Origin of the sequence: Brevibacterium sp. NPDC049920, assembly GCF_040656435.1 — a bacterium.
Classification (GTDB): Bacteria; Actinomycetota; Actinomycetes; order Actinomycetales; family Brevibacteriaceae; genus Brevibacterium; species Brevibacterium pityocampae.
The window spans coordinates 42,770-64,598 of record NZ_JBFAMF010000008.1 but is presented as its reverse complement, the minus strand read 5'-3'; the positions used below and the strand labels follow the sequence as shown (position 1 = coordinate 64,598).

The 21,829-nt window shown below is 70.1% G+C and carries 18 protein-coding genes; 8 read left to right on the top strand and 10 right to left on the bottom strand.

Translation table 11 applies throughout. The features are described from left to right. Positions 1–19: 19 nt before the first annotated feature. Positions 20–2,464 carry an ATP-dependent DNA ligase gene (locus AB0I45_RS09805; protein ID WP_295689199.1) on the bottom strand — a complete coding sequence of 815 codons (2,445 nt, stop codon included), beginning with the start codon at positions 2,462–2,464 and terminating at the stop codon, positions 20–22. 135 nt (positions 2,465–2,599) lie between these two features. On the opposite strand from AB0I45_RS09805, the gene AB0I45_RS09800 reads away from it, so the two are divergent. Further along, positions 2,600–3,769 (top strand): Ku protein, encoded by a 1,170-nt coding sequence (locus AB0I45_RS09800; protein WP_295689201.1) that lies wholly within the window; start codon positions 2,600–2,602, stop codon positions 3,767–3,769. Positions 3,770–3,989: 220 nt separating this feature from the next. Here AB0I45_RS09800 and AB0I45_RS09795 read toward each other — a convergent pair whose 3' ends face one another. From AB0I45_RS09795 to AB0I45_RS09770, 6 genes are all read right to left on the bottom strand, one after another. Then, a complete protein-coding gene (locus tag AB0I45_RS09795) occupies positions 3,990–4,745 on the bottom strand; it encodes an ATP-binding cassette domain-containing protein (RefSeq protein WP_295689203.1) in 756 nt (251 codons plus the stop codon). Next, on the bottom strand, positions 4,742–5,761 hold the full coding sequence (locus AB0I45_RS09790) for an iron chelate uptake ABC transporter family permease subunit (RefSeq protein WP_247618404.1): 1,020 nt from the start codon (positions 5,759–5,761) through the stop codon (positions 4,742–4,744). Before AB0I45_RS09790 ends, AB0I45_RS09795 begins: the two co-directional genes overlap by 4 nt. Next, positions 5,751–6,677, bottom strand: a complete 927-nt coding sequence (locus tag AB0I45_RS09785) for an iron chelate uptake ABC transporter family permease subunit (RefSeq protein WP_247618403.1) — start codon at positions 6,675–6,677, stop codon at positions 5,751–5,753. The genes AB0I45_RS09790 and AB0I45_RS09785 overlap by 11 nt, the downstream gene beginning before the upstream one ends. Before the next feature lie 90 nt (positions 6,678–6,767). Continuing rightward, positions 6,768–7,730 (bottom strand): ABC transporter substrate-binding protein, encoded by a 963-nt coding sequence (locus AB0I45_RS09780; protein ID WP_247618402.1) that lies wholly within the window; start codon positions 7,728–7,730, stop codon positions 6,768–6,770. A gap of 278 nt (positions 7,731–8,008) precedes the next feature. After that, positions 8,009–9,043, bottom strand: a complete 1,035-nt coding sequence (locus tag AB0I45_RS09775; RefSeq protein WP_247618401.1) for an inositol monophosphatase family protein — start codon at positions 9,041–9,043, stop codon at positions 8,009–8,011. A 22-nt stretch (positions 9,044–9,065) separates the two neighbouring features. Further along, positions 9,066–9,392: a hypothetical protein gene (locus tag AB0I45_RS09770; protein ID WP_137318344.1), complete on the bottom strand. Its 327-nt coding sequence runs from the start codon at positions 9,390–9,392 to the stop codon at positions 9,066–9,068. 480 nt (positions 9,393–9,872) lie between these two features. Here AB0I45_RS09770 and AB0I45_RS09765 point away from each other — a divergent pair, with 480 nt between their 5' ends. After that, the gene (locus tag AB0I45_RS09765) at positions 9,873–12,893 is read left to right on the top strand and encodes an FAD-binding and (Fe-S)-binding domain-containing protein (protein WP_247618400.1); all 3,021 of its coding nucleotides are present in this window, start codon (positions 9,873–9,875) and stop codon (positions 12,891–12,893) included. A 122-nt stretch (positions 12,894–13,015) separates the two neighbouring features. Beyond that, a complete protein-coding gene (locus AB0I45_RS09760; protein WP_247618399.1) occupies positions 13,016–13,867 on the top strand; it encodes a potassium channel family protein in 852 nt (283 codons plus the stop codon). Between the two features lie 188 nt (positions 13,868–14,055). Here the strand turns inward: AB0I45_RS09760 and AB0I45_RS09755 are convergent, their stop codons facing one another. The 3 genes from AB0I45_RS09755 to aceA all read right to left on the bottom strand — a co-directional run bounded on the left by AB0I45_RS09755 (position 14,056) and on the right by aceA (position 17,796). Further along, positions 14,056–14,445: a universal stress protein gene (locus AB0I45_RS09755; RefSeq protein WP_137318347.1), complete on the bottom strand. Its 390-nt coding sequence runs from the start codon at positions 14,443–14,445 to the stop codon at positions 14,056–14,058. 286 nt (positions 14,446–14,731) lie between these two features. Beyond that, positions 14,732–16,366 carry a malate synthase A gene (gene aceB / locus AB0I45_RS09750; RefSeq protein ID WP_265809004.1) on the bottom strand — a complete coding sequence of 545 codons (1,635 nt, stop codon included), beginning with the start codon at positions 16,364–16,366 and terminating at the stop codon, positions 14,732–14,734. Positions 16,367–16,515: 149 nt separating this feature from the next. Continuing rightward, positions 16,516–17,796, bottom strand: coding sequence for an isocitrate lyase (aceA, locus tag AB0I45_RS09745; RefSeq protein ID WP_265809005.1), 1,281 nt, complete (start codon positions 17,794–17,796; stop codon positions 16,516–16,518). 266 nt (positions 17,797–18,062) lie between these two features. Here aceA and AB0I45_RS09740 point away from each other — a divergent pair, with 266 nt between their 5' ends. The 5 genes from AB0I45_RS09740 (at position 18,063) to AB0I45_RS09720 (ending at position 21,820) form a co-directional block, all read left to right on the top strand. After that, on the top strand, positions 18,063–19,592 hold the full coding sequence (locus tag AB0I45_RS09740) for a helix-turn-helix domain-containing protein (RefSeq protein ID WP_360318019.1): 1,530 nt from the start codon (positions 18,063–18,065) through the stop codon (positions 19,590–19,592). Between the two features lie 76 nt (positions 19,593–19,668). Further along, a complete protein-coding gene (locus AB0I45_RS09735; protein WP_360318016.1) occupies positions 19,669–20,298 on the top strand; it encodes an SDR family NAD(P)-dependent oxidoreductase in 630 nt (209 codons plus the stop codon). Continuing rightward, positions 20,225–20,767, top strand: coding sequence for a hypothetical protein (locus AB0I45_RS09730; protein WP_265809008.1), 543 nt, complete (start codon positions 20,225–20,227; stop codon positions 20,765–20,767). The genes AB0I45_RS09735 and AB0I45_RS09730 overlap by 74 nt, the downstream gene beginning before the upstream one ends. Further along, entirely contained in the window at positions 20,767–21,063 is a 297-nt protein-coding gene (locus tag AB0I45_RS09725) for a hypothetical protein (protein ID WP_247618395.1), read from the top strand. Before AB0I45_RS09730 ends, AB0I45_RS09725 begins: the two co-directional genes overlap by 1 nt. Positions 21,064–21,250: 187 nt before the next feature. Continuing rightward, complete coding sequence (locus AB0I45_RS09720) at positions 21,251–21,820, top strand: hypothetical protein (RefSeq protein WP_265809009.1); 570 nt, start codon at positions 21,251–21,253, stop codon at positions 21,818–21,820. The last annotated feature ends 9 nt before the right edge of the window (positions 21,821–21,829 follow it).

Sequence of the window (21,829 nt, the reverse complement as noted above, 5' to 3'; positions counted from 1 at the left end):
CACCGGCCGGGTCGGGCCGTCATTCCACCGGCGACTCCCAGCGCACCTCGTCCGGGGTCTTGTCCGGGCGCAGCCCGCGCCAGATCGGCTGTCGCAGCCGCCCCTCGGATGTGCGGCCGGAGTGCGCGACCTCGCCGACGAGCTTCGCGCTCACCCACGTCGCATCGCGGGAGTCCGCCGCGGGGACATCGCCGACAGCCGGGGTCCTGCGCGTGATCCGGTCGAGCTGTGCGCGCAGGTCGGCGAGCTCGGCTTCGGCGAATCCGCTGCCGACGCGCCCCGCGTAGGCGAGCTCCCCGTCCTCGGGCACTGCGAGGAGCAGGGAGCCGAGGGTCGAGGAGCGGCTCCCCTTCCCCGCCCGGTATCCGATGACGACCGCCTCCTGGTGGGCGTCGTGCTTGATCTTGATCCAGCCGCGGGACCGCCGGCCGGGCAGGTAGCGGTCGTCCGTCCGCTTGGCGACGATCCCCTCGAGGCCGAGCTCACGACTGATGTCGATCGCGGCGTCGACCGGCACGCCGAGGGCGACGGGCACCTGGATGCGGTCGCTGCCCGACCGCCCGTCCCCGCCCAGCAGCTCCTCGAGGAGTGCGCGGCGTTCGGAGTACGGGCGGGTGAGCAGACTGCCGTGCTCCGGTGAGCGGAGGAGGTCGAAGACGAAGAGGTGGGCCGGGGTGTCCTCCATCGCCCGCTCGACATCGCGGGGACGGGTGAGCTTCCCGCGGGTCTGGAGCAGCCCGAAGCTCGGCCGGCTGCTGCTGTCGAGGGCGACGATCTCACCGTCGACCACCGTGCCGGCGGGCACGAGCTCGGCGAGCGCGGCGAGTTCGGGGAAGGTGGGGAGCAGGTCGACGCCGTTGCGGCTGCGGAGCTCGACCCCGTCCTCCCGGACCCCGGCGATCGCCCGATAGCCGTCCCACTTCCCCTCGAACGCCCATTCGTCGTCGGCGTCGAGATCCGCCGGCGATCCCGCCGTCGCGAGCATCGGGGCCGGGAGGTCGTCGGTGAAGGGTGCCGCGGCCGCCGGCTGGTCCTTCATCAGCTGCATGAGCCAGCTGTCGCCGTCGGTATGGACGAGGACGTAGCGTCGGGGCACTCCCCCGAGCCCGCCGTCCGGGCGCCCGTCGAGCACGGCGATGATCTCCTCGCCCGCCCGCCACTTCTCGATGGCGATCGTGCCCGAGTCCCAGATCGTCACCTCACCGGCGCCGTATTCCCCCTTCGGGATCCTCCCCTCGAAGCGCGCGTACTCGAGCGGGTGGTCCTCCGTCTGCACCGCCAGCCGGTTGACGCCCGGCTCCAGGGGCGGGCCCTTGGGCACCGCCCAGGACACGAGCACCCCGTCGCGCTCGTAGCGGGTGTCGAAGTGGAGGCGGCTGGCGTGGTGCTCCTGGATGACGAAGATCGGCTCGGTGCCCGCGGAGCCCGCCGTCCGCCCGGCTTCCTCCTCGCCCGTCCCCCTGGAGCCGCCCCGCGCGGACCCGTGCGGTGCGGCCTCCGGCACCGGCTCCGGCGTCCGGGCGGCGTCCCGTCTGGCCCGGTAGGCGTCCAGCGCATCGGCCGAGCCGTCCGCTCGCTGGCCCTGCCCGAGATCGGCCATCGGGTCGAGGCCGTCGGCCACCCGGTCCATCACCTGGCGGTGGTCGAGCTGCGCCAGGCCCGGGTCGTCGAGCTCGTCCCAGGTGCGCGGCGCGGCGACGAACGGACGGGCCCGGCCGCGCAGCGAGTAGGGGCAGACGGTGGTCTTGCTCGCATTGTTCTGGCTCCAGTCGACGAGCACCCTGCCGCGGCGCAGCGACTTCTTCATCCGGCTCACCACGAGGTCGGGGTGATCGGCCTCGAGGGACCGAGCGAGCTCGTGGGCCACCTCGGACACCTGCTCCGAGGTCGAGGCGCCGTCGAGCCCGGCGTAGAGGTGGATGCCCTTCGACCCGGAGGTCACCGGCACCGACTCGAGACCGAGGTCGGTGAGGATGTCCCGGCACAGGCGGGCGACCTCGGCGCACTCGGCGAGTCCGAGCCCCGGGCCCGGGTCGAGGTCGAGCACCAGCCGGTCGGGATTCTGCGGGACGCCGTCCGCGTCGAACCGCCATTGCGGGACGTGGATCTCGAGGGCCGCGACCTGCCCCAGCCAGGCGAGCACTGAGGGCCCGTCGATGAGCGGGTAGGTGTTCGTGTGGTCGGAGTGCTCGAGGTCCTCCCGCGGCACCCAGCCGGGGGCGGAGTCCTCGAGGTCCTTGCGGAAGAACGGTGCCCGGGGCTCGGCCTCGGTGCCGACCCCGTCCGGCCAGTGCTTGCGCGTGACGGGGCGCCCGGCCGCCTGCGGGACGAGCACCAGCGCGATGGTGCTGAGGTAGGTCAGGACTTCGGCCTTCGTGGTCCCCGCGGACGGGTAGAGCACCTTGTCGAGGTTGCTCAGCGTCAGCTGCCGGCCGTCGACCGTGACCTTCTGCCGCTTCGCCATCCGTCCTCCTCCGTCGGGCCGCGCGTCGGGTCCCGGGGGCGGCGGATTCAAGGGGCCTTGTGGTCGCTCGGGTACTCGCTAGGCTGATGGAACAGCATCCTAGTGCTCGTGCACGCGTCCTGACAGGGGTGGAACATGAGAGCGATCTGGTCCGGAACGGTGTCCTTCGGCCTCGTCAGCGTGCCGGTCAAGCTGTATTCGGCGACCGAGAGCCACGATATCGATCTCCATCAGGTCCATGACGCCGACGGCGGTCGGATCCGGTACCAGCGGCGCTGCGAGGTGTGCGGGAAGACGGTCGACTACGCGCACATCGACAAGGCCTACGACGACGGCGAGGACACCGTGGTGCTCTCCGACGAGGAGCTCGAGTCGCTGCCGGCGGAGGCGGACAAGGAGATCGAGGTCGTCCAGTTCGTCCCGGACGAGCAGATCGACCCGATGACCTTCGAGAAGAGCTACTACCTCGAGCCCGCCGCGAAGTCGGCGAAGGCCTACATCCTGCTCCGCCGGACGCTCGAGGAGACCGCACGGACCGCGGTGGTGACGTTCGCGCTGCGCTCGCGGACCCGGCTGGCGGCGCTGCGCGTGCGCGACGACGTCATCGTCCTGCAGACCATGCTGTGGGCCGACGAGGTGCGTGATGCGGACTTCGACGCCGCCTCGGCCGAGGTGAGGATCAGCAAGCGGGAGATGGAGATGTCGCGTGCGCTCGTCGAGCAGTTCTCCGAGGACTACGAGCCGGAGAGGTTCGTCGACGAGTACCAGGAGGAGCTGCGGACGCTCATCGACGAGAAGCTCGACCAGGGGGACGCGCTCGACACGGACGCGACCTTCGGCCGCACCGACGACGAGGACGGCGGAGACGGCGAGGGCGGCGGAGACGTCATCGACCTCATGGAGGCGCTCAAGCGCAGCGTCGAGAAGCGCCGCGGCTCGCAGACGGGCGGCTCGCAGACGGGCGGCTCACAGGCGGGCGGTTCCCAGGCGGGCACCGCGGGGTCGGGTGCGAGTGCGAAGGGCTCGAAGTCGGGCACCGCGAAGAAGGGCTCGAAGTCGAAGAAGAAGAGTTCGGACTCCGCGAAGACGAGCGCGAAGAAATCCCCGCAGAAGGGCTCGAAGTCGGGGAGGAAACCGGCCTCGAAGAAGAAACCGGCCTCGAAGAAGAAGTCATCCGGCGCGAAGTCCTCGAAGAGCGCGTCCGGGACGAAGACGTCGTCATCGGCGAAGACGTCGAAGGCCTCGACAGCGTCGAAGAAGTCGTCATCGTCGAAGAAGTCCGGCGGGAGGAAGAAGTCGGCCTGAGGCGCGCCGGACCCCGACCTCCACGGCCACTTCCAGTGTGGTCCTTCCGCTCCACGGCCACTCCAGTGCGGTTCTCCCGTTCCACGGCCACTTCCAGTGCGGTCCTTCCGCTCCACAGGCACTCCAGTGCGGTTCTCCCATTCCACGGCCGAACCAGTGCGGTTTCGGCACCGGATCCGCACTGCGGTGACCCCCGAACCGTCCCCCGCACCCAGGAGGCTCAGAAGTACACGCCGATCCGGCGGCCGTCGACCTCGATGATGCGGATGTCCATGTCGTAGATGTTCGCCAGGCACTCCGTCGTCATGATGTCGCAGGAGTTCCCGGCGGCCACGATCTTGCCGCGCTTCATCGCGATGATCGAGTCCGAGTAGGTCGAGGCGAAGTTGATGTCGTGGATGACGATGACGATCGTCTTCCCGAGGTCGTCCGCGGCCCGCCGGAGCAGGCGCATCATGTGCGCCGAGTGCTTCATGTCGAGGTTGTTGAGCGGCTCGTCGAGGAGCACGAACTCGGTGTCCTGCGCCATGACCATCGCGACGTAGGCACGCTGCCGCTGTCCGCCGGAGAGCTGGTCGATGAACCGGTTGCGGAGCCCGCCGAGGTCGAAGTACTGGATGTGGCGCTCGATCTCGAAGGTGTCCTCCGGGGTGAGCCGGCCCTTCGAGTACGGGTAGCGGCCGAACGCCACGAGGTCCTGCACCGTGAGGCGCATGGTCATGTGGTTCTCCTGGCGGAGGATCGCCAGGTGCCGGGCCAGCCGGTCGGAGGCGACGGTCGACACGTCCATCCCGGCCACGGTGATCGAGCCGGCGTCCGAGGGCAGCAGGCGCGCGATCATCGACAGCATGGTCGACTTGCCCGCCCCGTTGGCGCCGATGATCGAGGTGACGCCCCCGGCGGGGATCGACAGCGTGACGTCGTCGACGACCACCTGGTGGTCGTAGATCTTGGTGACGCCGGACAGTTCGATCATGTGGTGCCCTTTCTGCGCAGCAGCAGGCCGATGAACAGCAGGCCGCCGACGAACTCGATGATGACGCTGAGCGCGGTGGAGAATCCGAGCAGGTGCTCCATGACGAACTGGCCGCCGACGAGCGTGATGACGGTGACGCCGATGACGAACGGCAGCAGCACCGCGTGCCGGTACGACCCGGCGAGCTGGTACGCGAGGTGCGCGACGATGAGGCCGAGGAACGTCGAGGGCCCGACGAGCGCGGTCGAGGCGGCGATGAGCACGGAGACGAGGAACAGCACCCAGACGGTGACCCGCTGGTGGCGCACGCCGAGGTTGATCGCGGTGTCGCGACCCAGGCCCATGACGTCGAGCGGGTTGCGCAGCAGCCACAGACCGGCGCACGCCACGGCGACGATGATCCCGGCCACCGGCACGATCTCGGCCTGGATGGAGTTGAAGCTCGCGAAGAAGGTGTCCTGGAGCACCTGGTACTCGTTGGGGTCCATGATGCGCTGGAGGAAGAGGGAGATCGACCGGAACAGGGTCGAGAGCACGATTCCGACGAGGAGCACGACCTGCAGGGACCGCCGGGCGCCGACGAGCAGCCAGGTGTAGAGCAGCATGCAGACGATGACCATCGCGATCATCTCCGCGAAGAAGCGTCCGGTGACGTTCCACAGAGCCAGTGCGGTCGAGCCGACGGCAAAGGTCAGCGCGGTCTGGATGAGCATGAACAGCGCGTCGAAGCCCATGATCGACGGGGTGAGGATCCGGTTGCCGGTGACCGTCTGGAAGGCGACCGAGGCGGTGCCGACGGCGGCCCCCACGATGACCATGCCGATGACCGCCGTGGTGCGCCGTTCGACGATGTACTCGAAGGCGCCGCGGATGTCCCAGAACACGAACGCGAAGCACAGCACGGCGGCGACGATGAGGACGACGGCCAGGCGCATGCCGGCGGGCATCGACTGCCGGGTGCGCCGCTCGGGCTCGGGGGTCTCGATGACGCCCAGGGCTGCGGGTTCAGTACTCACGCTTCGACCCCCAGAGGAGCAGGAACAGGAACAGGCCCGAGCCGAGGACGCCCATGGTCAGGCCGATCGGGATCTCGGCGGGGAAGATGATGATGCGCCCGACGACGTCGCACAGGAGCACGAGGCCGGCGCCGAGCACCGCGACCCAGGGCACGCCGCGCCGGACGTTGTCGCCGAACAGCAGCGTGACGAGGTTCGGCACGATGAGCCCGAGGAAGGGGATCGCACCGACGGTGACGACGACGACCGCGGTGACGAGGGCGACGATCGTCAGCCCGATCGCCATGATCTTCCCGTAGCTCATGCCGAGGCTCGTGGTGAAGTCCTGGCCGAGGCCGACGACGGTGAAGCGGTCGGCGGCGATGTAGGCGATGAGCGTGAGGATGCCGACGATCCACAGCAGCTCGTAGCGGCCCTTGAGGACGGCGGAGAAGTCGCCGGTGGTCCAGGCGTTGAGGGTCTGCAGGAGGTTCGAGCCGTAGGCGATGAAGGTCGAGATCGAGGCGATGACGCCGCCGAGCATGAGCCCGATGAGGGGGACGAAGAGGGTGTTGCGCAGCGGCAGCCGGGTGAGGATGAGGAGGAACAGCCCGGTGCCGAGCAGCGCCATCACGGACCCGGCGCTCATCTTGAGGAAGATCGAGGCGTTCGGGACCGCGAGGGTGATGAGGAGGAGTCCGAGGCTGGCGGACTCGACGGTGCCCGCGGTCGAGGGCTCGACGAACTTGTTGCGTGCCATCATCTGCATGATGAGGCCGGCGACGGCGAGCGCGGTGCCGGCGAGGATGAGGGAGACGGTGCGCGGGATGCGCGAGATGGCGAACACCTCGGCGGCCTTGTCCTGCCCGCTCAGCAGATCGGAGAGGGAGAACTCCGCGACACCGATGAAGAGGGACACGGCCGCGAGGGCGAGCACTCCCAGCACCGCTCCGATGAGCGTGATGGTGGAGAGTGCCCGCCCTCGCTTCTGCGTCTCGCAGAAAAGAGGCTCGGCGCTACGCACTGATCAGGCTGACTGCACTTCTTCGGCCATGTCGGACAGCGCCTGCGGTCCGGTGACACCGATGATGTACCAGGTCATGGGATCGAGGTAGATGATCCGGTCGTTCTGCGCGGCCTTCGTCTGCTTCACCAGGTCGTTGTCGAGGACCTGCTCGGCCGGCTGCGCACCCTCGGTGCCCTTGGCGGCATCGGTGTCGACGACGAAGATCGTCTCCGGGTCGGCCTCGGACACGAACTCGAAGCTCACGGTCTGGCCGTGGGTGGACTCCTCGATGTTCTCGTCCGCCGGGGTGAACCCGAAGGTCGTGTGGATGATGCCGAACCGCGAGCCCGGCCCGAAGGCGCTGATCTTGCCGCCGCCGGAGGACAGGACGAGGGTGGAGCCGGCATCACCGGCTGCGCTCTTCGCGTCCTCGATGTCGGCCTTGACCTCCTCGACCTCCTCGGTCGCGGCGTCCTCGGCCTGGAAGATCTCACCGAGCATGCTGAGGTTGCGGTCGAGCTCCTCGACGGGGTCCTCGGTCGGGTCTGCCATGACCTGGATGGTCGGGGCGATCTTCTCGAGCTCGGGGATAACCTCGGCGGTGCGGCCGCCGGCGACGATGAGGTCGGGGCCGATCTCGCTGATCGCGTCGAAGTCGGGCTCCTTGAGGGAGCCGACCTGCGGGATGTCGCCGTCCTGGTAGTCGGCGAGGTCCTCGGGCACCTTGCCCTTGGCGACACCGGCGACGGCGTCGCCCTCGTCGAGGGCGTCGATCGCGTCGAGCGCGGCCATGTCGAGGACGACGACCTTCTGCGGGTCCTGGGTCACGGTGGTCTCGCCCGCCGGGTGGGTGACGGTGATCTCGGCTCCCGCGGAGCCTCCTTCGGACCCGCCGGCGGAGGCCGTCTGCGGGGAGCCGCAGCCGGCCATGACGAGGGAAGCGGCGGCGAGGGCGCCGAGCACGCCGTATCGAGTGGAGAGCATGATGTCCTTTGAATCGGTCGGTACACGGAAGAATGCTGACGGGCACGCAGGGCGTCCCGGGCGGGATCGCGGCCTCGGGCCCGAATGGTCAGCACCGACGATCCGCGTCTCGACGGTTCCCGGGGCGCCGCGCCGAGTGCGGCGATCGAAAATTACGCAAGATTCCTCTGTGCTTACCGAGGTAAGCCTACCCTTACCCCCGGCAATATGCCAAGCGAAGTGTGGCCTAATTGATCGAGTGCTCAGGCATGCGCTCTCACCAGTCAGGATGGAGGGCTTCAGGCGTAGAAGCGTTCGCGGAGAAAGGCGAAGCGCTCCGGGGTGTCCGCGGCGATGCAGAGCCTCTCCTCGCCGTCGGGCCGCTGCACGGTGAGGCCCGCCTCCTCGGCGACGACCGCGCCTCCGGCCCAGTCGTAGACGTTGATGCCGTACTCGCAGTAGGCGTTGACCCGACCCTCCGCGGCGTAGCAGAGGTCGACGGCGGCGGAACCGGCGCGGCGGATGTCGTCGAACTCCTCCATGATCCGCCCGAGTGCGGCGAGCTGGAGGGTCCGCCTCTCCGGCGAGTAGCTGAAACCGGTCGCGAGCACACGGCCCCGGCGCCCGTCCGGGGTGCCCGACAGGCGCGTGTACGCGAGCTCGCCGGGCACGAGGAGCGGATTCGCCGACGTCGCGCGCGCCTCCACCGGCCCCGGCAGGCCCGGGACCTTCCAAGCCCCGCCGCCGGCGCGGGCGAACCACACCGTGCGCAGGGCGGGAGCGGCGACGAGGCCGATGACCCAGCGGCCCGACTCGGGATCGCGTCCGCCGATCGAGAAGCAGTGCTGCTCGATCCCGCGGACGTAGTTCACCGTGCCGTCGATCGGGTCGACGTGCCATTCGATCGGCCGGTCGGCTACGACGGCAGGCGCGGCTTCGCCGGGAGACGCGTCACGGACGCCGGACGCGGGCTCGGAACCGACTGCGGATTCGGCACGGTTCCCGGATTCCACGGATGGGCACTCGAGCGCACCCGGCCCGGCGAGGAGGCGGGCGGCGATGCGGTCGCCGCCGGGCACCTCGGCGAGGGTGCGGGCGGCAGCGCCCTCCTCGCCCACCATGGTGTCCTGCGGGCGGGCGGCGCGCAGATGACCTGCGACGAGGGATTCGATCTCCGCGTCGGTGACGGTGACGAGGTCGTTGGGATCACCCTTCGCCTCGACGAGGGCGGTGTCGAGCCGCTGCCGCCAGTGCGTCATGCGGCTCGTCGCGATGAGCGCGGCATCGCGCGCGGCAACGAGGAGCGGGTCGGCGAGGAACGTCTCCGTATTCACCCTTCGAGCCTAGCGGCCGGGGTCAGGTGACGGCGCCGGAGGGGCCCTGTTCGGGGGCGGAGGCCGAGGGCGCGGACTGGGAGCTGATGGCGGCGATGTCCCCGGCCACCCCGAAGCTGCCGGAGCGGTTCTCGTTGGACTCGCGGTGGCGGCGGACGATCTCCTGCACTGCCTGCGAGGAGGTCCCCGCGGCGTCGGCGATCGCGGAATACGTGACCTCTTCCTCACGCGCACGAAGGATGGCGGCGACATAGTTCGCATTCACCCGGCTCCGCTGCCGGGCGATGCGTCGGACAGCGTTGACGAGCACCTTCTGCTCTGCAGTCAGCTGTCGTGCGCGACGTGACATGTACTTCTACCTCAGACCCACTCGATTCGGTGTGTGGTCATCGAGTCACACAACTGAAAGACGTGCACAGGTGCCACGGTCAAGACCGACTGCATGCCACCGAGTGCATTACAGCAGGATTCTCTAACCAAACTCAAAGACCAGGCGGCAACAACCCGCACCGCCAGGATAGATGTTATTCTATCGTGACTTGATCCGGTTTTCATTTTGTCAAGTTGTCTTGTCACCCTATAGTATCATCCGCCGCACGGAGCCGACAAGGGAGCTTGCAGGCTGGGCGCACGGTCCGGGCTGTCGGCGGTCGCGCGGCCCCGCACGGCACGGCGCGCTGTCCCACTCGTGCCGACGCCCCCGCCCGTTCCTCCCGCCCATTCCTCCCGTCCGTGTAGGCCGGCCGCACCGATACCGCTGCGCCGCCACATCTCGACCGCTCCGCGAACAGCCGTGGCGGTCGCTCGGCCCGCGGGACACAATGGGTCCATGACTTCGGATACCGTCGCTCGCCCCACCGCTCATCCCGCGCCCGACTATCCGGCTCCCGCACCGGACCGTGTGGCGCAGGTCGCTGGGGCCCTCGCAGCGGCCGGGCTCCGGGACTTCACGACCGACGCCGCCCAGCGCGCCGCCTACTCCTCCGACGGCTCGCTCTTCCGAATCGTCCCCACCGCCGTCGTGTTCCCCGCCGACGAGGCCGAGGTCGCCGCCGCCCTGTCCGTGGCCCGCGTACTCGAGGTGCCGATCACCTCGCGCGGGGCCGGCACCACGCTCGCCGGCAACGCCATCGGGCCGGGCATCGTCCTCGACTTCTCCCGGCACATGACAGCCGTCCGCGAGATCCTCCCGGAGGAGCGTGCCGCGTGGGTGGAGCCCGGCGTCGTCCACGCCGAGCTGCAGGCCCGGGCCCGCGCCCACGGCCTGCGGTTCGGCCCGGACCCCTCGACGCACACCCGCTGCACGATCGGTGGGATGATCGGCAACAACGCGTGCGGACCGCGGGCCATGGGCTACGGCCGGACCGTCGACAACGTGCTCGCACTGCGGGTCATGCTCCTCGACGGCACGATCGTCGACCTCGATGGGGCCGCCGATGCGGATCTCTTCCCCCGCCTCCACGCGCTCGTTGGCGAGAACCTGGGCACCATCCGGACCGAGCTCGGCCATTTCTCCCGGCAGGTGTCGGGGTACGCGCTGGAGAACCTCCTGCCCGAGCACGGCTTCGACCTGCGGAAGGCGTTCGTCGGCTCCGAGGGCACCTGGGGCGTGATCCTCGCCGCGAAGATGCGCCTCGTCGCCGACCCCGCCCACGTCACCACGGTGGTGCTGGGCTACCCGGACATGCCGAGCGCGGCCGACGACGTGCCGGTGCTCCGCCGCTTCCCCGTCACCGCCTGCGAGGGCATGGACCGGCGGATGGTCGACCGGCTCATCGACACGAAGGGTCCCGATGCGGTGCCGCCCATGCCCGCGGGGGACGGCTGGATGATCGTCGAGCTCGCCTCCGACGACGCCGCCGCGCTCGCAGCGCAGGCCGAGGAGCTCGTCGCGGCCGCCGCGGCCGGTGACTCGATGATCCTCGGACTCGGGGACGCGGAACCGATCTGGAAGATCCGGGCCGATGGTGCCGGCCTCGTCTCCCGCACCCCCGATGGCCGGGACGCCCATGCCGGGTGGGAGGACTCCGCGGTCCCGCCGGAGCGCCTCGGCGACTACCTGCGCGAGCTCATGGCGCTCCTCGAGGAGCACGGGCTGTGGGCGCTGCCCTACGGGCACTTCGGCGACGGCTGTCTCCACATGCGGGTCGACTTCCCGCTCGACGAGGACGGCGGCCGACAGGCCATGCGCGACTTCATGTTCGCCGCGGCGGACCTCGTCGCCCGCTACGGCGGCTCGGTGTCCGGCGAGCACGGGGACGGCCGGGCCCGCGGCGAGCTCCTGCCGCGCATGTACTCCCCCGCCGCGATCGCCCTGTTCGCCGCGGTCAAGCACCTGTTCGACCCGCGGAACCTCCTCAACCCCGGGATCATGGTCGACCCGGACCCGCTCGATGCCGGGATCCGGGTGGCGCTCGCCCGCCCCGGCGATCTGCTGCCGGTGCGCCCGGCCGGGCTCGGCTACGGCTTCGCCCACGACCAGGGCGACTTCACCACCGCGGTCCACCGCTGCACCGGGGTGGGCAAGTGCCGGGCGGACTCCGCGGCGACGGGCGGGGTGATGTGCCCGTCCTACCAGGCCACTCGTGACGAGCTCCATTCGACGCGCGGCCGCGCCCGGGTGCTCCAGGAGATGGTGTCCGGGGACCTCGTCGACACCGACTGGCGGGCGCCCGAGGTGCACGAGGCGCTCGACCTGTGCCTGAGCTGCAAAGCGTGCGACTCCGAGTGCCCGACCGGTACCGACATGGCCGCGTACAAGGCCGAGGTGCTCCACCAGGCGTACAAGGGCCGGCTGCGGCCGATGGACCACTACGTGCTCGGCTGGCTGCCGTGGCTCTCACGGGTGGGTGCGCCGCTCGCGCCGCTCGCCAACCTCACCGAGCGGCTGCCGGTGCTCGGCCGGCTGGCGAAGAAGGTCGCGGGGATCGACGCCCGCCGCCGCATCCCGGCCTTCACGCGCACGACCTTCACCCGCTGGTTCGGCAGGCGCTCGGACGGTGCGGGGCGGCTGGTCGCCGGTGGCCGGCAAGAGGAGGGCGCCGGGGCGGCCGCCGCCGGCACCGGAGCCGCCACCAGGGCGACGGACGGCAGCGGGGCGACCGGGGTCACGCAGCGGACCCGCGAGGTCGTCCTGTTCGCCGACACCTGGTCGAACTTCTTCGCCCCGCGGGTGCTCGCCGCCGCGGTCCGGGTGCTCCTCGATGCCGGCGTCGACGTCCGCGTCATCCCGAGCACCGAGTGCTGCGGCCTGACGTGGATCTCGACCGGCCAGCTCGACCTGGCCAAGCAGGTCATGGGGTCCGCGGTCGAGGCGCTCGACGCCACCGGCGACGTGCCGATCATCGGCGTCGAGCCGTCGTGCACGGCGACCCTGCGGGACGAGACGGGGAAGCTGCTCGGCACCTCGGCGGCAGCGCGCGTGGCCGCCCGCACCCGCACGCTCGCGGAATACCTGCTCGACATCGGGTACCCGGCGCCCGACCTGTCCGACCTCACCGCGGTCGTGCAGCCGCACTGCCACCACTCGGCGGTCATGGGGTTCGCCGCGGACCGGGAGCTGCTCGCCCGGACCGGGATCACCACCCGGGTGCTCGGCGGCTGCTGCGGCCTGGCGGGGAACTTCGGGGTGGTCGAGGGCCACTACGAGACCTCGGAGGCGGTCGGGGAGCTCGCGCTGCTGCCGGCTGTCCGGGAGGCACCGGCGGAGGCGATCGTGCTCGCCGACGGCTACTCGTGCCGCACGCAGCTCGCCGACCTCAGCGACCGGAAGGGCGTCCACCTCGCCGAGCTCCTCGCCTGGCGCCTCCCAGCCCCCTCCCCTGAGAACTCGATTTCCGAAGGTTCCTGAGAGCGGATCCGCGATCCATCGCAAGGTCGATCACAGCCCCCGGTACGCTTCTCCTACTGCCGTTCGCGCGCTGCACCTCACGTGCAGACCCCAGTGATCGACCCCAGGAATCGAGGTGCCGCATGGCCGAGCCGACGACCCGCGCTCCGCACACCGAATCGACCGCCGAGCCGACACGCGTGGAGCGATGGGAGCGCCGGGCCGAGGTCCCGATGCTCCTCCTGTCGTTCGCGTTCGTCGCGGCCTACGCGTGGACGGTCATCGATCCGACTCTGTCGCCGACGCTCGAGAGCTTCCTCGTCGCGGTCTCCTGGACCACATGGTTCGCGTTCGCGGTCGACTTCGCGATCAGGATCGCGCTCGCCGAGCACCGCCTGCGCTACATCCTCCAGCACTGGTACGACGTGTTCCTCGTCGCCCTGCCGATGTTCCGCGCGCTCCGGCTGCTCAGGATCCTCGGCACCCTGCGCATCCTCAACCGCGTGTTCCAGCAGCGGCTCATCGGCCGCACGGGTGCCTACGTCGTCCTCGCCTCGTTCTTCTGCATCTTCTTCGGCAGCCTCGCGGTGCTCGACGTCGAGCAGGAGGCCCCGGATTCGCAGATCACGAGCTTCGGCGACGCGCTCTGGTGGGCGGTGGTCACCTCGACGACGGTGGGTTACGGCGACCTGTACCCCGTCACCGCGGCCGGGCGGGCGGTGGCCGTCGGGCTCATGATCCTCGGGATCGCGCTCCTCGGTGCCGTGACGGCGAGCATGGCGGCGTGGCTCGTGGCCGCGGTCGAGCAGGACCGCACCCGCCGGGCCGAGGCCGAGGCGGACGCAGCCGCCGAGGCGCGTGCCGGTGTCGAGGCGCGTGCCGGAGCGGGCAGGGATATGAGCGCGGGTCCGGATGCAGGTCGGGGTGCAGATGCCGATGCGTCTGCGGACCACGTCTGCGCCTGCGCGGTCTGCGGTCGGCAGCTGACCGAGTAGCCGCGGACGGGCGGACGCGGACGGGCGTCGTCGGACCGGGGCACCGATCCGCGAACTGCGGAGTATCTCATTCCCGGCGCGCAATTGCGCGGCTCGTTCCGGATACCGCGCAGTTCGGTGCCGCAGGGCTCACGGAGTCAGTGCCCCGGGTCGCGCGCATCGCGCCTGGTTCCACCAGGCCCGGCCGATCAGGCCTTGGCAGTGAGGACCGGGACGGCTGCGTCGAGGAGGATGCGCTGGGCCTGCGATCCGAGGATGAACTTCCCGATCGCGCTGCGCTTGCGCAAGCCGATGACGATGATCTGCGCGTTGTGCTCCTCGGCGAGATCGTTGAGCGTGCCGACGAGGTCGTCCTCGTGGGTCGGCTGGATGACTTCGACCTCGACCCCGGCCTCCGTGCCGAGCTCGACGATGCGCGCAGCGTCCTGCTGCTGGATCGTGGTCACGCTGTCGACCGCGCCCTTGCGCGGCGAGTTCACCACGACGGCTCGAGCGCCGCGCAGCTTCGCCTCGGTGAATCCGAGTTCGAGCGCCGCCTCACCCTCGGGCGCCGGGAGGTAACCGATGAGAACCGTCATGGCATCAGTATGGCACCCGACGCGATCCGCGCCAGTCCGCCGCGGAGGCACCCACCGGCCAGGCGCCGACCACGGGGGGTCCCCCGCCGAGGCGCCCGCCGGCCCGGCGCCGACCACAGAAAGCCCGCAACCGAGGCGCAGCCGCCCCGGCACCTCACCCGCACCGCAGCATCACCGCAGGTCAGCCACCATCCTGCCACCGGCCCGGGACACGACTGAGGGTGCAATATCCGGCGATTCCGTTCTCAGGAACCTTCAGAAATTGCACCCTCAGGGGTGGGTGGGATCAGGCGACGAAGGAGAGCTCGCGGGCCCGGCGGTCGACGAGGTATTGCGTGTACGCCGGGGTCGTGAGGAAGTCGGGGAACTCCTCGCGCAGTGCGGTCTGGCGGAAGATCTCCACCGCATCGCAGTAGTGGTCGGCCGGGTGCCGCGGGATCGTCGCGAGCTCCTCGGCGAGGAACCGGTCGACGAGCGAGCGGGTGACGGTGCGCCCGTCCTCGAGCTGCGCGCCGTGCTGCACCCACTGCCAGATCTGGCCGCGGGAGATCTCCGCGGTCGCGGCGTCCTCCATGAGGTTGTTGAGCGCCACCGCCCCGGTGCCGCCGAGCCAGGCGTTGAGGTAGCCGAGGCCCACGCGGATGTTCGCGCGCACACCCGCCTCGGTCGGGGTGCCGTCCATCCCGGACATGTCGATGAGGTCCTCGGCGGACACCGCCACGTCCTCGCGCAGCCGGTCCACCTGGTGGGGCCGGTCGCCGAGCACCGCGTCGAAGGCCTCCTGCGCCACCGGGATGAGGTCCGGGTGGGCGACCCAGGAGCCGTCGAAGCCGTCGCCGGCCTCACGCTGCTTGTCGGCGCGCACCTGGTCGAAGGCGTGCGCGGTGATCTCCGGCTCGCGCCGGTTGGGGATGAAGGCGCTCATCCCGCCGATCGCGTGCGCGCCCCGCTTGTGGCACGTCTGCACGAGCAGCTCGGTGTAGGCCCGCATGAAGGGCACCGTCATGGTGACCTCGGAGCGGTCCGGCAGCACGAAGTCGCGGTGGTTCCGGAAGTTCTTGATGAGCGAGAAGATGTAGTCCCAGCGGCCGGCGTTGAGCCCGGCGATGTGCTCGCGCATCTCCCACAGGATCTCCTCCATCTGGAAGGCCGCGGTGATCGTCTCGATGAGCACGGTGGCGCGGATGGTGCCCTGCGGGATGCCGAGCCGGTCCTGCGCGAACACGAACACGTCGTTCCACAGCTTCGCCTCGCGGGCGGCCTCGAGCTTGGCGATGTAGAAGTAGGGTCCGCGGCCGCGCGCGATGAGCTCGGCGGCGTTGTGGAAGAGGTAGAGGCCGAAGTCGACGAGGGAGGCCGAGGCGGCGAACTCCGAGCCGTTGTCGTCGACGAAGCGCAGGTGCTTCTCCGGCAGGTGCCAGCCGCGCGGGCGGACGACGATCGTGGGCGGCGTCGGGTTGGTCACGCGGTACTGCTTCCCGGTGTCCGCCGCGGTGAACTCGAGCTCCCCGCGCACCGCGCGGGTGAGGTTGCCGATCCCGGTGACGATGTTGTCCCAGGTGGGCGAGGTGGCGTCCTCGAGGTCGGCGAGCCAGACGCGGGCGGCGGAGTTGAGCGCGTTGATCGCCATGCGGGCCGACACCGGTCCGGTGATCTCGACGCGGCGGTCCTCGAGACCGGGGGCCCCGCGGTGGCCGGCGACCTGCCAGTCGGCGTCCTCGCGGATGCCGCGGGTCTCGGCCTTGAAGGTGGGGAACCGGCCGTGGTCGATGTTCGCCCGGCGGACCTCGCGCGCGGAGAGGATCTTGCGGCGGCGGCCGGCGAACTCCTGGTGCAGCGCGGCGACGAAGTCGAGGGCCTCGGCGGTGAGGATCTGCTCGTAACCGGTCGTCATGGGGCCGGTGATGATCATGCGGGACATCGGTCTCATCTCCTGGTGAAGAAAGGGTGCGGTGCCCGGTACCGGCTCAGGTACCGGGCACCGCGTGTCGTGGCCACCCGGGGCCGGGGGCTAAACCCCTGAAAAGCCCTCGGCCCCGGATGGCACGCTGTGGGTGAGGCCCCGGTCGCTCAGAACTGGGCGGCCTCGGTCGAGTCGGCGAGCGCGGTGGTCGACGACTCCGGGTTGATCGCGGTCGACACGAGATCGAAGTAGCCGGTGCCGGCCTCGCGCTGGTGCTTGGTGGCGGTGTAGCCGCGGTCCTCGGCACCGAACTCGCGCTCCTGCAGCTCGACGTACGCCTTCATCTGCTCGCGGGCGTAGCCGTGGGCGAGGTCGAACATCGAGTAGTTGAGCGCGTGGAAGCCGGCCAGCGTGATGAACTGGAACTTGTAGCCCATCGCCCCGAGCTCGCGCTGGAACTTCGCGATCGTCGAGTCGTCGAGGTGCTTCTTCCAGTTGAACGACGGCGAGCAGTTGTAGCTCAGCAGCTGGTCCGGGTACTCGGACTTGATGGCCTCGGCGAAGCGCTTGGCGACCTCGAGGTCCGGGGTGGAGGTCTCCATCCACAGCAGGTCGGAGTACGGGGCGAACGCCAGACCGCGGTCGATGCAGGGCTCGATGCCGTTGGTGATCTTGTAGTAGCCCTCGGCAGTGCGCTCACCGGTGACGTACTTCTGGTCGCGCTCGTCGATGTCCGAGGTCATGAGGGTCGCGGCCTCGGCGTCGGTGCGGGCGATGACGAGGGTCGGGACGTTCTCGACGTCGGCGGCGAGGCGGGCGGCGCTCAGGGTGCGGATGTGCTGGGCGGTGGGCACGAGGACCTTGCCGCCGAGGTGGCCGCACTTCTTCTCGGAGCCGAGCTGGTCCTCGAAGTGGACGCCTGCCGCGCCGGCGTTGATCATGCCGCGCATGAGCTCGTAGACGTTGAGGACGCCGCCGAAGCCGGCCTCGGCGTCGGCCACGATCGGGGCGAGCCAGTTCTCGATCTTCTTCTGGCCCTCGGACATCTCGATCTGGTCGGCGCGCATGAGGGCGTTGTTGATGCGGCGGACGACGGCCGGCACGGAGTTCGCGGGGTAGATCGACTGGTCCGGGTAGGTCTGCGAGGCGAGGTTGGCGTCGGCGGCGACCTGCCAGCCGGAGAGGTAGATCGCCTTGAGGCCGGCCTTGACCTGCTGCACGGCCTGGTTGCCGGTGAGCGCGCCGAGCGCGTTGACGAAGTCCTCGGTGTGGATGAGGTTCCACAGGGTCTCCGCGCCGTGGCGGGCGAGCGTGTGCTCCTCGATGAGCGAGCCGCGCAGCTTGACGACGTCCTCGGCGCTGTAGTCGCGGGTGATGCCGGCCCAGCGGGGGTTGGTGTCCCAGTCCTGCTGGATGGCTGCGGCGTTGTGCAGATCGTTCTGCGTCATGAAGATCACTCCTGAGTCAAGGGTTTGGCGTTGCTGTGCGGGTCGTGCGGTGGAGCTCGTGGTGCCTGTGGAGCTCGTGGTACCTGTGGTGCTGCCCCCGTCCCGGTCCGATCGAATCGATCCGGTTCTTCGGTGGTGTTCACCAGTCTGGGCGGATCCGAGGGGCGTGCACAGAGGTTTCTCGCTAGAAATATCTCGATATTTCCGCTGGATAGAATTCAGCTCATTCTGTGGCGCAGAATCGCGCCGGATGGCACACTGGAGGCATGGTCACCGGCTCCCGCACCCCTGCCCGCACCCCCGTCCGCGCCCCGGAGCACCCGGCTCAGCGCACCCCGGAGCGGCTCACCGAGCGCCGCACCGCGGACGAGGCGCCCGTCACCGATGCGCTGAGCATCGGCCGCAAGGTGCGCCACTTCCGCACGCAGCGCGACCTCACGCTCGGCCAGCTCGGCGAGGCGGTGGGCCGCGCGGCCTCACAGATCTCCTCGATCGAGAACGGCAAGCGCGAGCCCTCGCTCACCATACTCGGCGCGCTCGCCGAGGCGCTCGGCACCTCGACGGACGCGCTGCTCGACCCGCATCCGCTCGACGCCCGGCAGGCGCTCGAGCTCGAGGCGGAGCGCGCGCAGAATTCCCCGCTCTATTCCTCGCTCGACCTCCCGCAGGTCCGCGTGAAGTCGCTCCCGCAGGACGCGCTCGAGGCGATCGTCGGCCTCCAGCGGCAGCTGAGGCAGGTCGTGCGCAACCGTGCGGCGACCCCGGAGGAGGCCAGGCGGGCGAACAAGCGCCTGCGCGAGACCATGCGCGCGCGCAACAACCACTTCGCCGAGCTCGAGGCGCAGGCCGCCGAGGTGCTCGAGGCGATCGGCTACGAGGACGGCCCGCTGAGCCAGCGGCAGGCCGCCCGGATCGCCGAGCGGCTGGGGTTCACGCTCCACTACGTGTCCGATCTGCCGAAGTCCACCCGCTCGGTCTCCGACACCCGCAACCGGCGCCTCTACCTCTCCAACGAGGACGCCTCCGGTCACGACCCGCGCTCGCACCTCCTCACCGCGCTGTCGGCGCACCTGCTCGGGCACACCCCGCCCTCCGACTACGGCGAGTTCCTGTCCCAGCGGGTCGAGGCGAACTACCTCGCCGCCGCGCTGCTGCTCCCGGAGAAGGCCGCGGTGCCGTTCCTCGCGGAGGCGAAGAAGGACCGCCGGATCTCCATCGAGGAGCTCCGCGACTTCTTCGGGGTGAGCTACGAGACCGCCGCGCACCGGTTCACCAACCTCGCGACCGAGCACTTCGGGCTGCCGGTGCACTTCATGAAGGTCCACATCTCCGGCACCGTGCACAAGGCGTACTCGAACGACGGCCTGCCGTTCCCCACCGATCCGCTCGGCGCGATCGAGGGCCAGTACGCGTGCAAGCGCTTCACCTCGCGCACGGTGTACCGGGTGTCCGACCGGTTCAGCCCCTACTTCCAGTACACCGACACACCCTCGGGCACGTTCTGGTGCACGGCCCGCGTGCTGCCCGGCGCCGGCGACTTCTCGGTGAGCGTGGGCGTGCCGTTCGCGCACGTCAAGTGGTTCGACGGCCGGGAGACGACGAAGCGCTCGGAGTCGCGCTGCCCGGATCCCACGTGCTGCCGGCGGGCGCCGGAGCAGCTCGAGGACAAGTGGGCCGAGGCGTCCTGGCCGGCCGCCCGCACCCACGCCTCCCTGCTCGCCGCGGTGCCGCCCGGCGTGTTCCCCGGTGTCGACACGACCGAGGTGTACCAGTTCCTCGAGCGGCACTCGGGGTAGGCGCGGCGACCTCGGTGCGGCGGCCTCGGTGCACGCTAGGCTGAAAGCGCCTGCCGCCCCGGACGAAGGAGTCCCCGTGCCCACCGATCCGCATCCCGCCCCGGCACCGTCCGCCCCGGCCGCCCCGGCCGCCCCGGCCGCCCCGGCGACCGCCGCGCTCCCACCCCTCGAGTTCGCCTCCCGCTCGATCGCCGGATCCACCGCGATCGTCACCGGAGCGGCGAGCGGGATGGGCCGCGCCACCGCCGTCCTGTTCGCGCTCGAGGGCGCCCACGTCGTCCTCGCCGACCGGGAGCTCGACCCCCTAGCCGAGGTGATCGAAGAGATCGAGGCGCTCGCCCCGACCGCCCGGGCGCTCGCCGTCCCCTGCGACGTCAGCCGCCCGGACGACCTCACCGCGCTCGTCGACACCGCCGTCGGACAGTTCGGCGGGATCGACCTCCTCGTCAACAACGCCGGGGTCTCGCGCCGCAACAGCGTGGACCAGGACGACGCGGAGTTCGAGCGGGTGTGGCAGGAGGTCCTCGACATCAACCTCAGCTCTGCAGGGGATCCACGTCGTAGCACCGGTGGTGAAGTCCGCTCTTCTCCCGGTCGATCTTCCACAAGAAAAGGCCTTCATCCTGCGGCGAGTGAGGATCGATTCGACGGATCGATCCGTCGATTACCCCGTCAAGCCGTGGTCGGCGCACGACGAGTCGACTGACAGCATCCGGTCATGGGTCGACGGCGACGACGGCCTCGCCCCTCTGCAGCCCACCCTCGTCCTGCATTCGGAGGGAGGGATCCTCCGCGATGCCCGGGTCGATCATGCTCTCGACACCGAGCAGCTCGAACACTTCACTCGAGCAGCGGAGGACGAGGATTCCCCGTGGTGGGTCATCGAGGATCCCAACACGAGAACCGGTCTGCTCGTCTCCCGGGAGCACCATCTCGTCACCGTCGAGACCGACGATGACGGCGCCACGGTGCACATCCATGTCGAACCCCGCCGAGCGAAAGCCGAACGCGACAAGCAGCGGGATCGCTTCGCCCGCCGGTGGGGCCCGTGGCTCAACCCGGACGCAGCACTCGGCCCCGATCAGATCCGGCGTGGCATCGCTCGCGCCGAGGAGATGGTGCTCGAACTCCTTGCCGAGGAGACGACCGACGACAGTGAGGACAGCGACGCATGATGAGCACGAAGATCACGCTCGACCACGGCGACATCGACATCGACCTCCCGGCCGAGGGGCAGCGGCCGCGCGGCTGCGACTGGAACGAGTCGGTCTGCACCGACACCCCGACCCACACGATCGTCGTCCCGGACCATGACGAGGATGCCTCCGGGCCGCACGCCTCCACCTACTGCGCTCGGCATTATGCGGTCTCGCTCGCCGAGCTCCTCACGCTGCACGTGCAGCAGTGCTCCGGCGGCGTGCGCGAACACCTGTCAGCCTACGGCGAGATCAGCGCACCTCGGTGGCTGTGACCGGCGGGCTGCGGACCCGCGGTCCCGAGCCGCCGCCCAGCCCCCACCCGCGCACGATGTGTCGAGGCCGGAACACGAATGACCGGAAGGCCACTGCCGTCGCAACAGGTGCCACACGCACCGTTCATAGGTTGGGATCAAGAGGTTCGCCGCAGGAGCGGGAACCGCGATCCCCAGGAGAGACACCATGCGACGAGCACTCATCACCAAGTCCGCGACGGTCGTCGCCGGGCTCGCCACTGCCCTCACCCTGTCCGCCTGCAGCTTCGAGTTCTCCGTCGGCCCCGGCAGCGAAGGCAACGACGAGGAGCAGACGGAGGAGACCACCGAGCGCGACCGCAACGGCGACGAGGAGACCGGCGCCGAGGACACGAACGGCGGCGGCTCTCGCGACGACTCGGGCACCGAGGAGCGCGACATCCCCGACCAGGACCCCACCGAGGACACCGGCACCGGTTCCGGCAGCGACTCCGGATCGTCCGAGGACGAGTACACCTCCGGTTCCGGCGACGGCTCCGACGTCACGATCCCGGGCAGCGAGCTCGCGGTATCGGTCAAGGAGGCGGCGGAGGAGGAGTCCGGCGTCACCGGCATCGACGTCACCTGCCGCGACCTCACGGCGTACTCCGTCGGATCGAGCACCACCTGCGACATGGAGATGCCGAACGGGGACAAGTACTTCCCGCTCGTCAAGGTCACCTCGATCTCCGGCGGGAACGTCGAGTACAAGCTCGAGTTCCCCGGCGTCCACTTCTGATCCGAGCCA

Bases quoted from the DNA above. Each gene is read 5' to 3' on its own strand.
- AB0I45_RS09770 (WP_137318344.1), bottom strand. From the start codon at position 9,392: ATGTCACGTCGCGCACGACAGCTGACTGCAGAGCAGAAGGTGCTCGTC.
- AB0I45_RS09765 (WP_247618400.1), top strand. From the start codon at position 9,873: ATGACTTCGGATACCGTCGCTCGCCCCACCGCTCATCCCGCGCCCGAC.
- AB0I45_RS09780 (WP_247618402.1), bottom strand. From the start codon at position 7,730: ATGCTCTCCACTCGATACGGCGTGCTCGGCGCCCTCGCCGCCGCTTCC.
- AB0I45_RS09805 (WP_295689199.1), bottom strand. From the start codon at position 2,464: ATGGCGAAGCGGCAGAAGGTCACGGTCGACGGCCGGCAGCTGACGCTG.
- aceB (WP_265809004.1), bottom strand. From the start codon at position 16,366: ATGTCCCGCATGATCATCACCGGCCCCATGACGACCGGTTACGAGCAG.
- AB0I45_RS09755 (WP_137318347.1), bottom strand. From the start codon at position 14,445: ATGACGGTTCTCATCGGTTACCTCCCGGCGCCCGAGGGTGAGGCGGCG.
- AB0I45_RS09720 (WP_265809009.1), top strand. From the start codon at position 21,251: ATGCGACGAGCACTCATCACCAAGTCCGCGACGGTCGTCGCCGGGCTC.
- aceA (WP_265809005.1), bottom strand. From the start codon at position 17,796: ATGACGCAGAACGATCTGCACAACGCCGCAGCCATCCAGCAGGACTGG.
- AB0I45_RS09800 (WP_295689201.1), top strand. From the start codon at position 2,600: ATGAGAGCGATCTGGTCCGGAACGGTGTCCTTCGGCCTCGTCAGCGTG.
- AB0I45_RS09725 (WP_247618395.1), top strand. From the start codon at position 20,767: ATGAGCACGAAGATCACGCTCGACCACGGCGACATCGACATCGACCTC.
- AB0I45_RS09740 (WP_360318019.1), top strand. From the start codon at position 18,063: ATGGTCACCGGCTCCCGCACCCCTGCCCGCACCCCCGTCCGCGCCCCG.
- AB0I45_RS09760 (WP_247618399.1), top strand. From the start codon at position 13,016: ATGGCCGAGCCGACGACCCGCGCTCCGCACACCGAATCGACCGCCGAG.
- AB0I45_RS09795 (WP_295689203.1), bottom strand. From the start codon at position 4,745: ATGATCGAACTGTCCGGCGTCACCAAGATCTACGACCACCAGGTGGTC.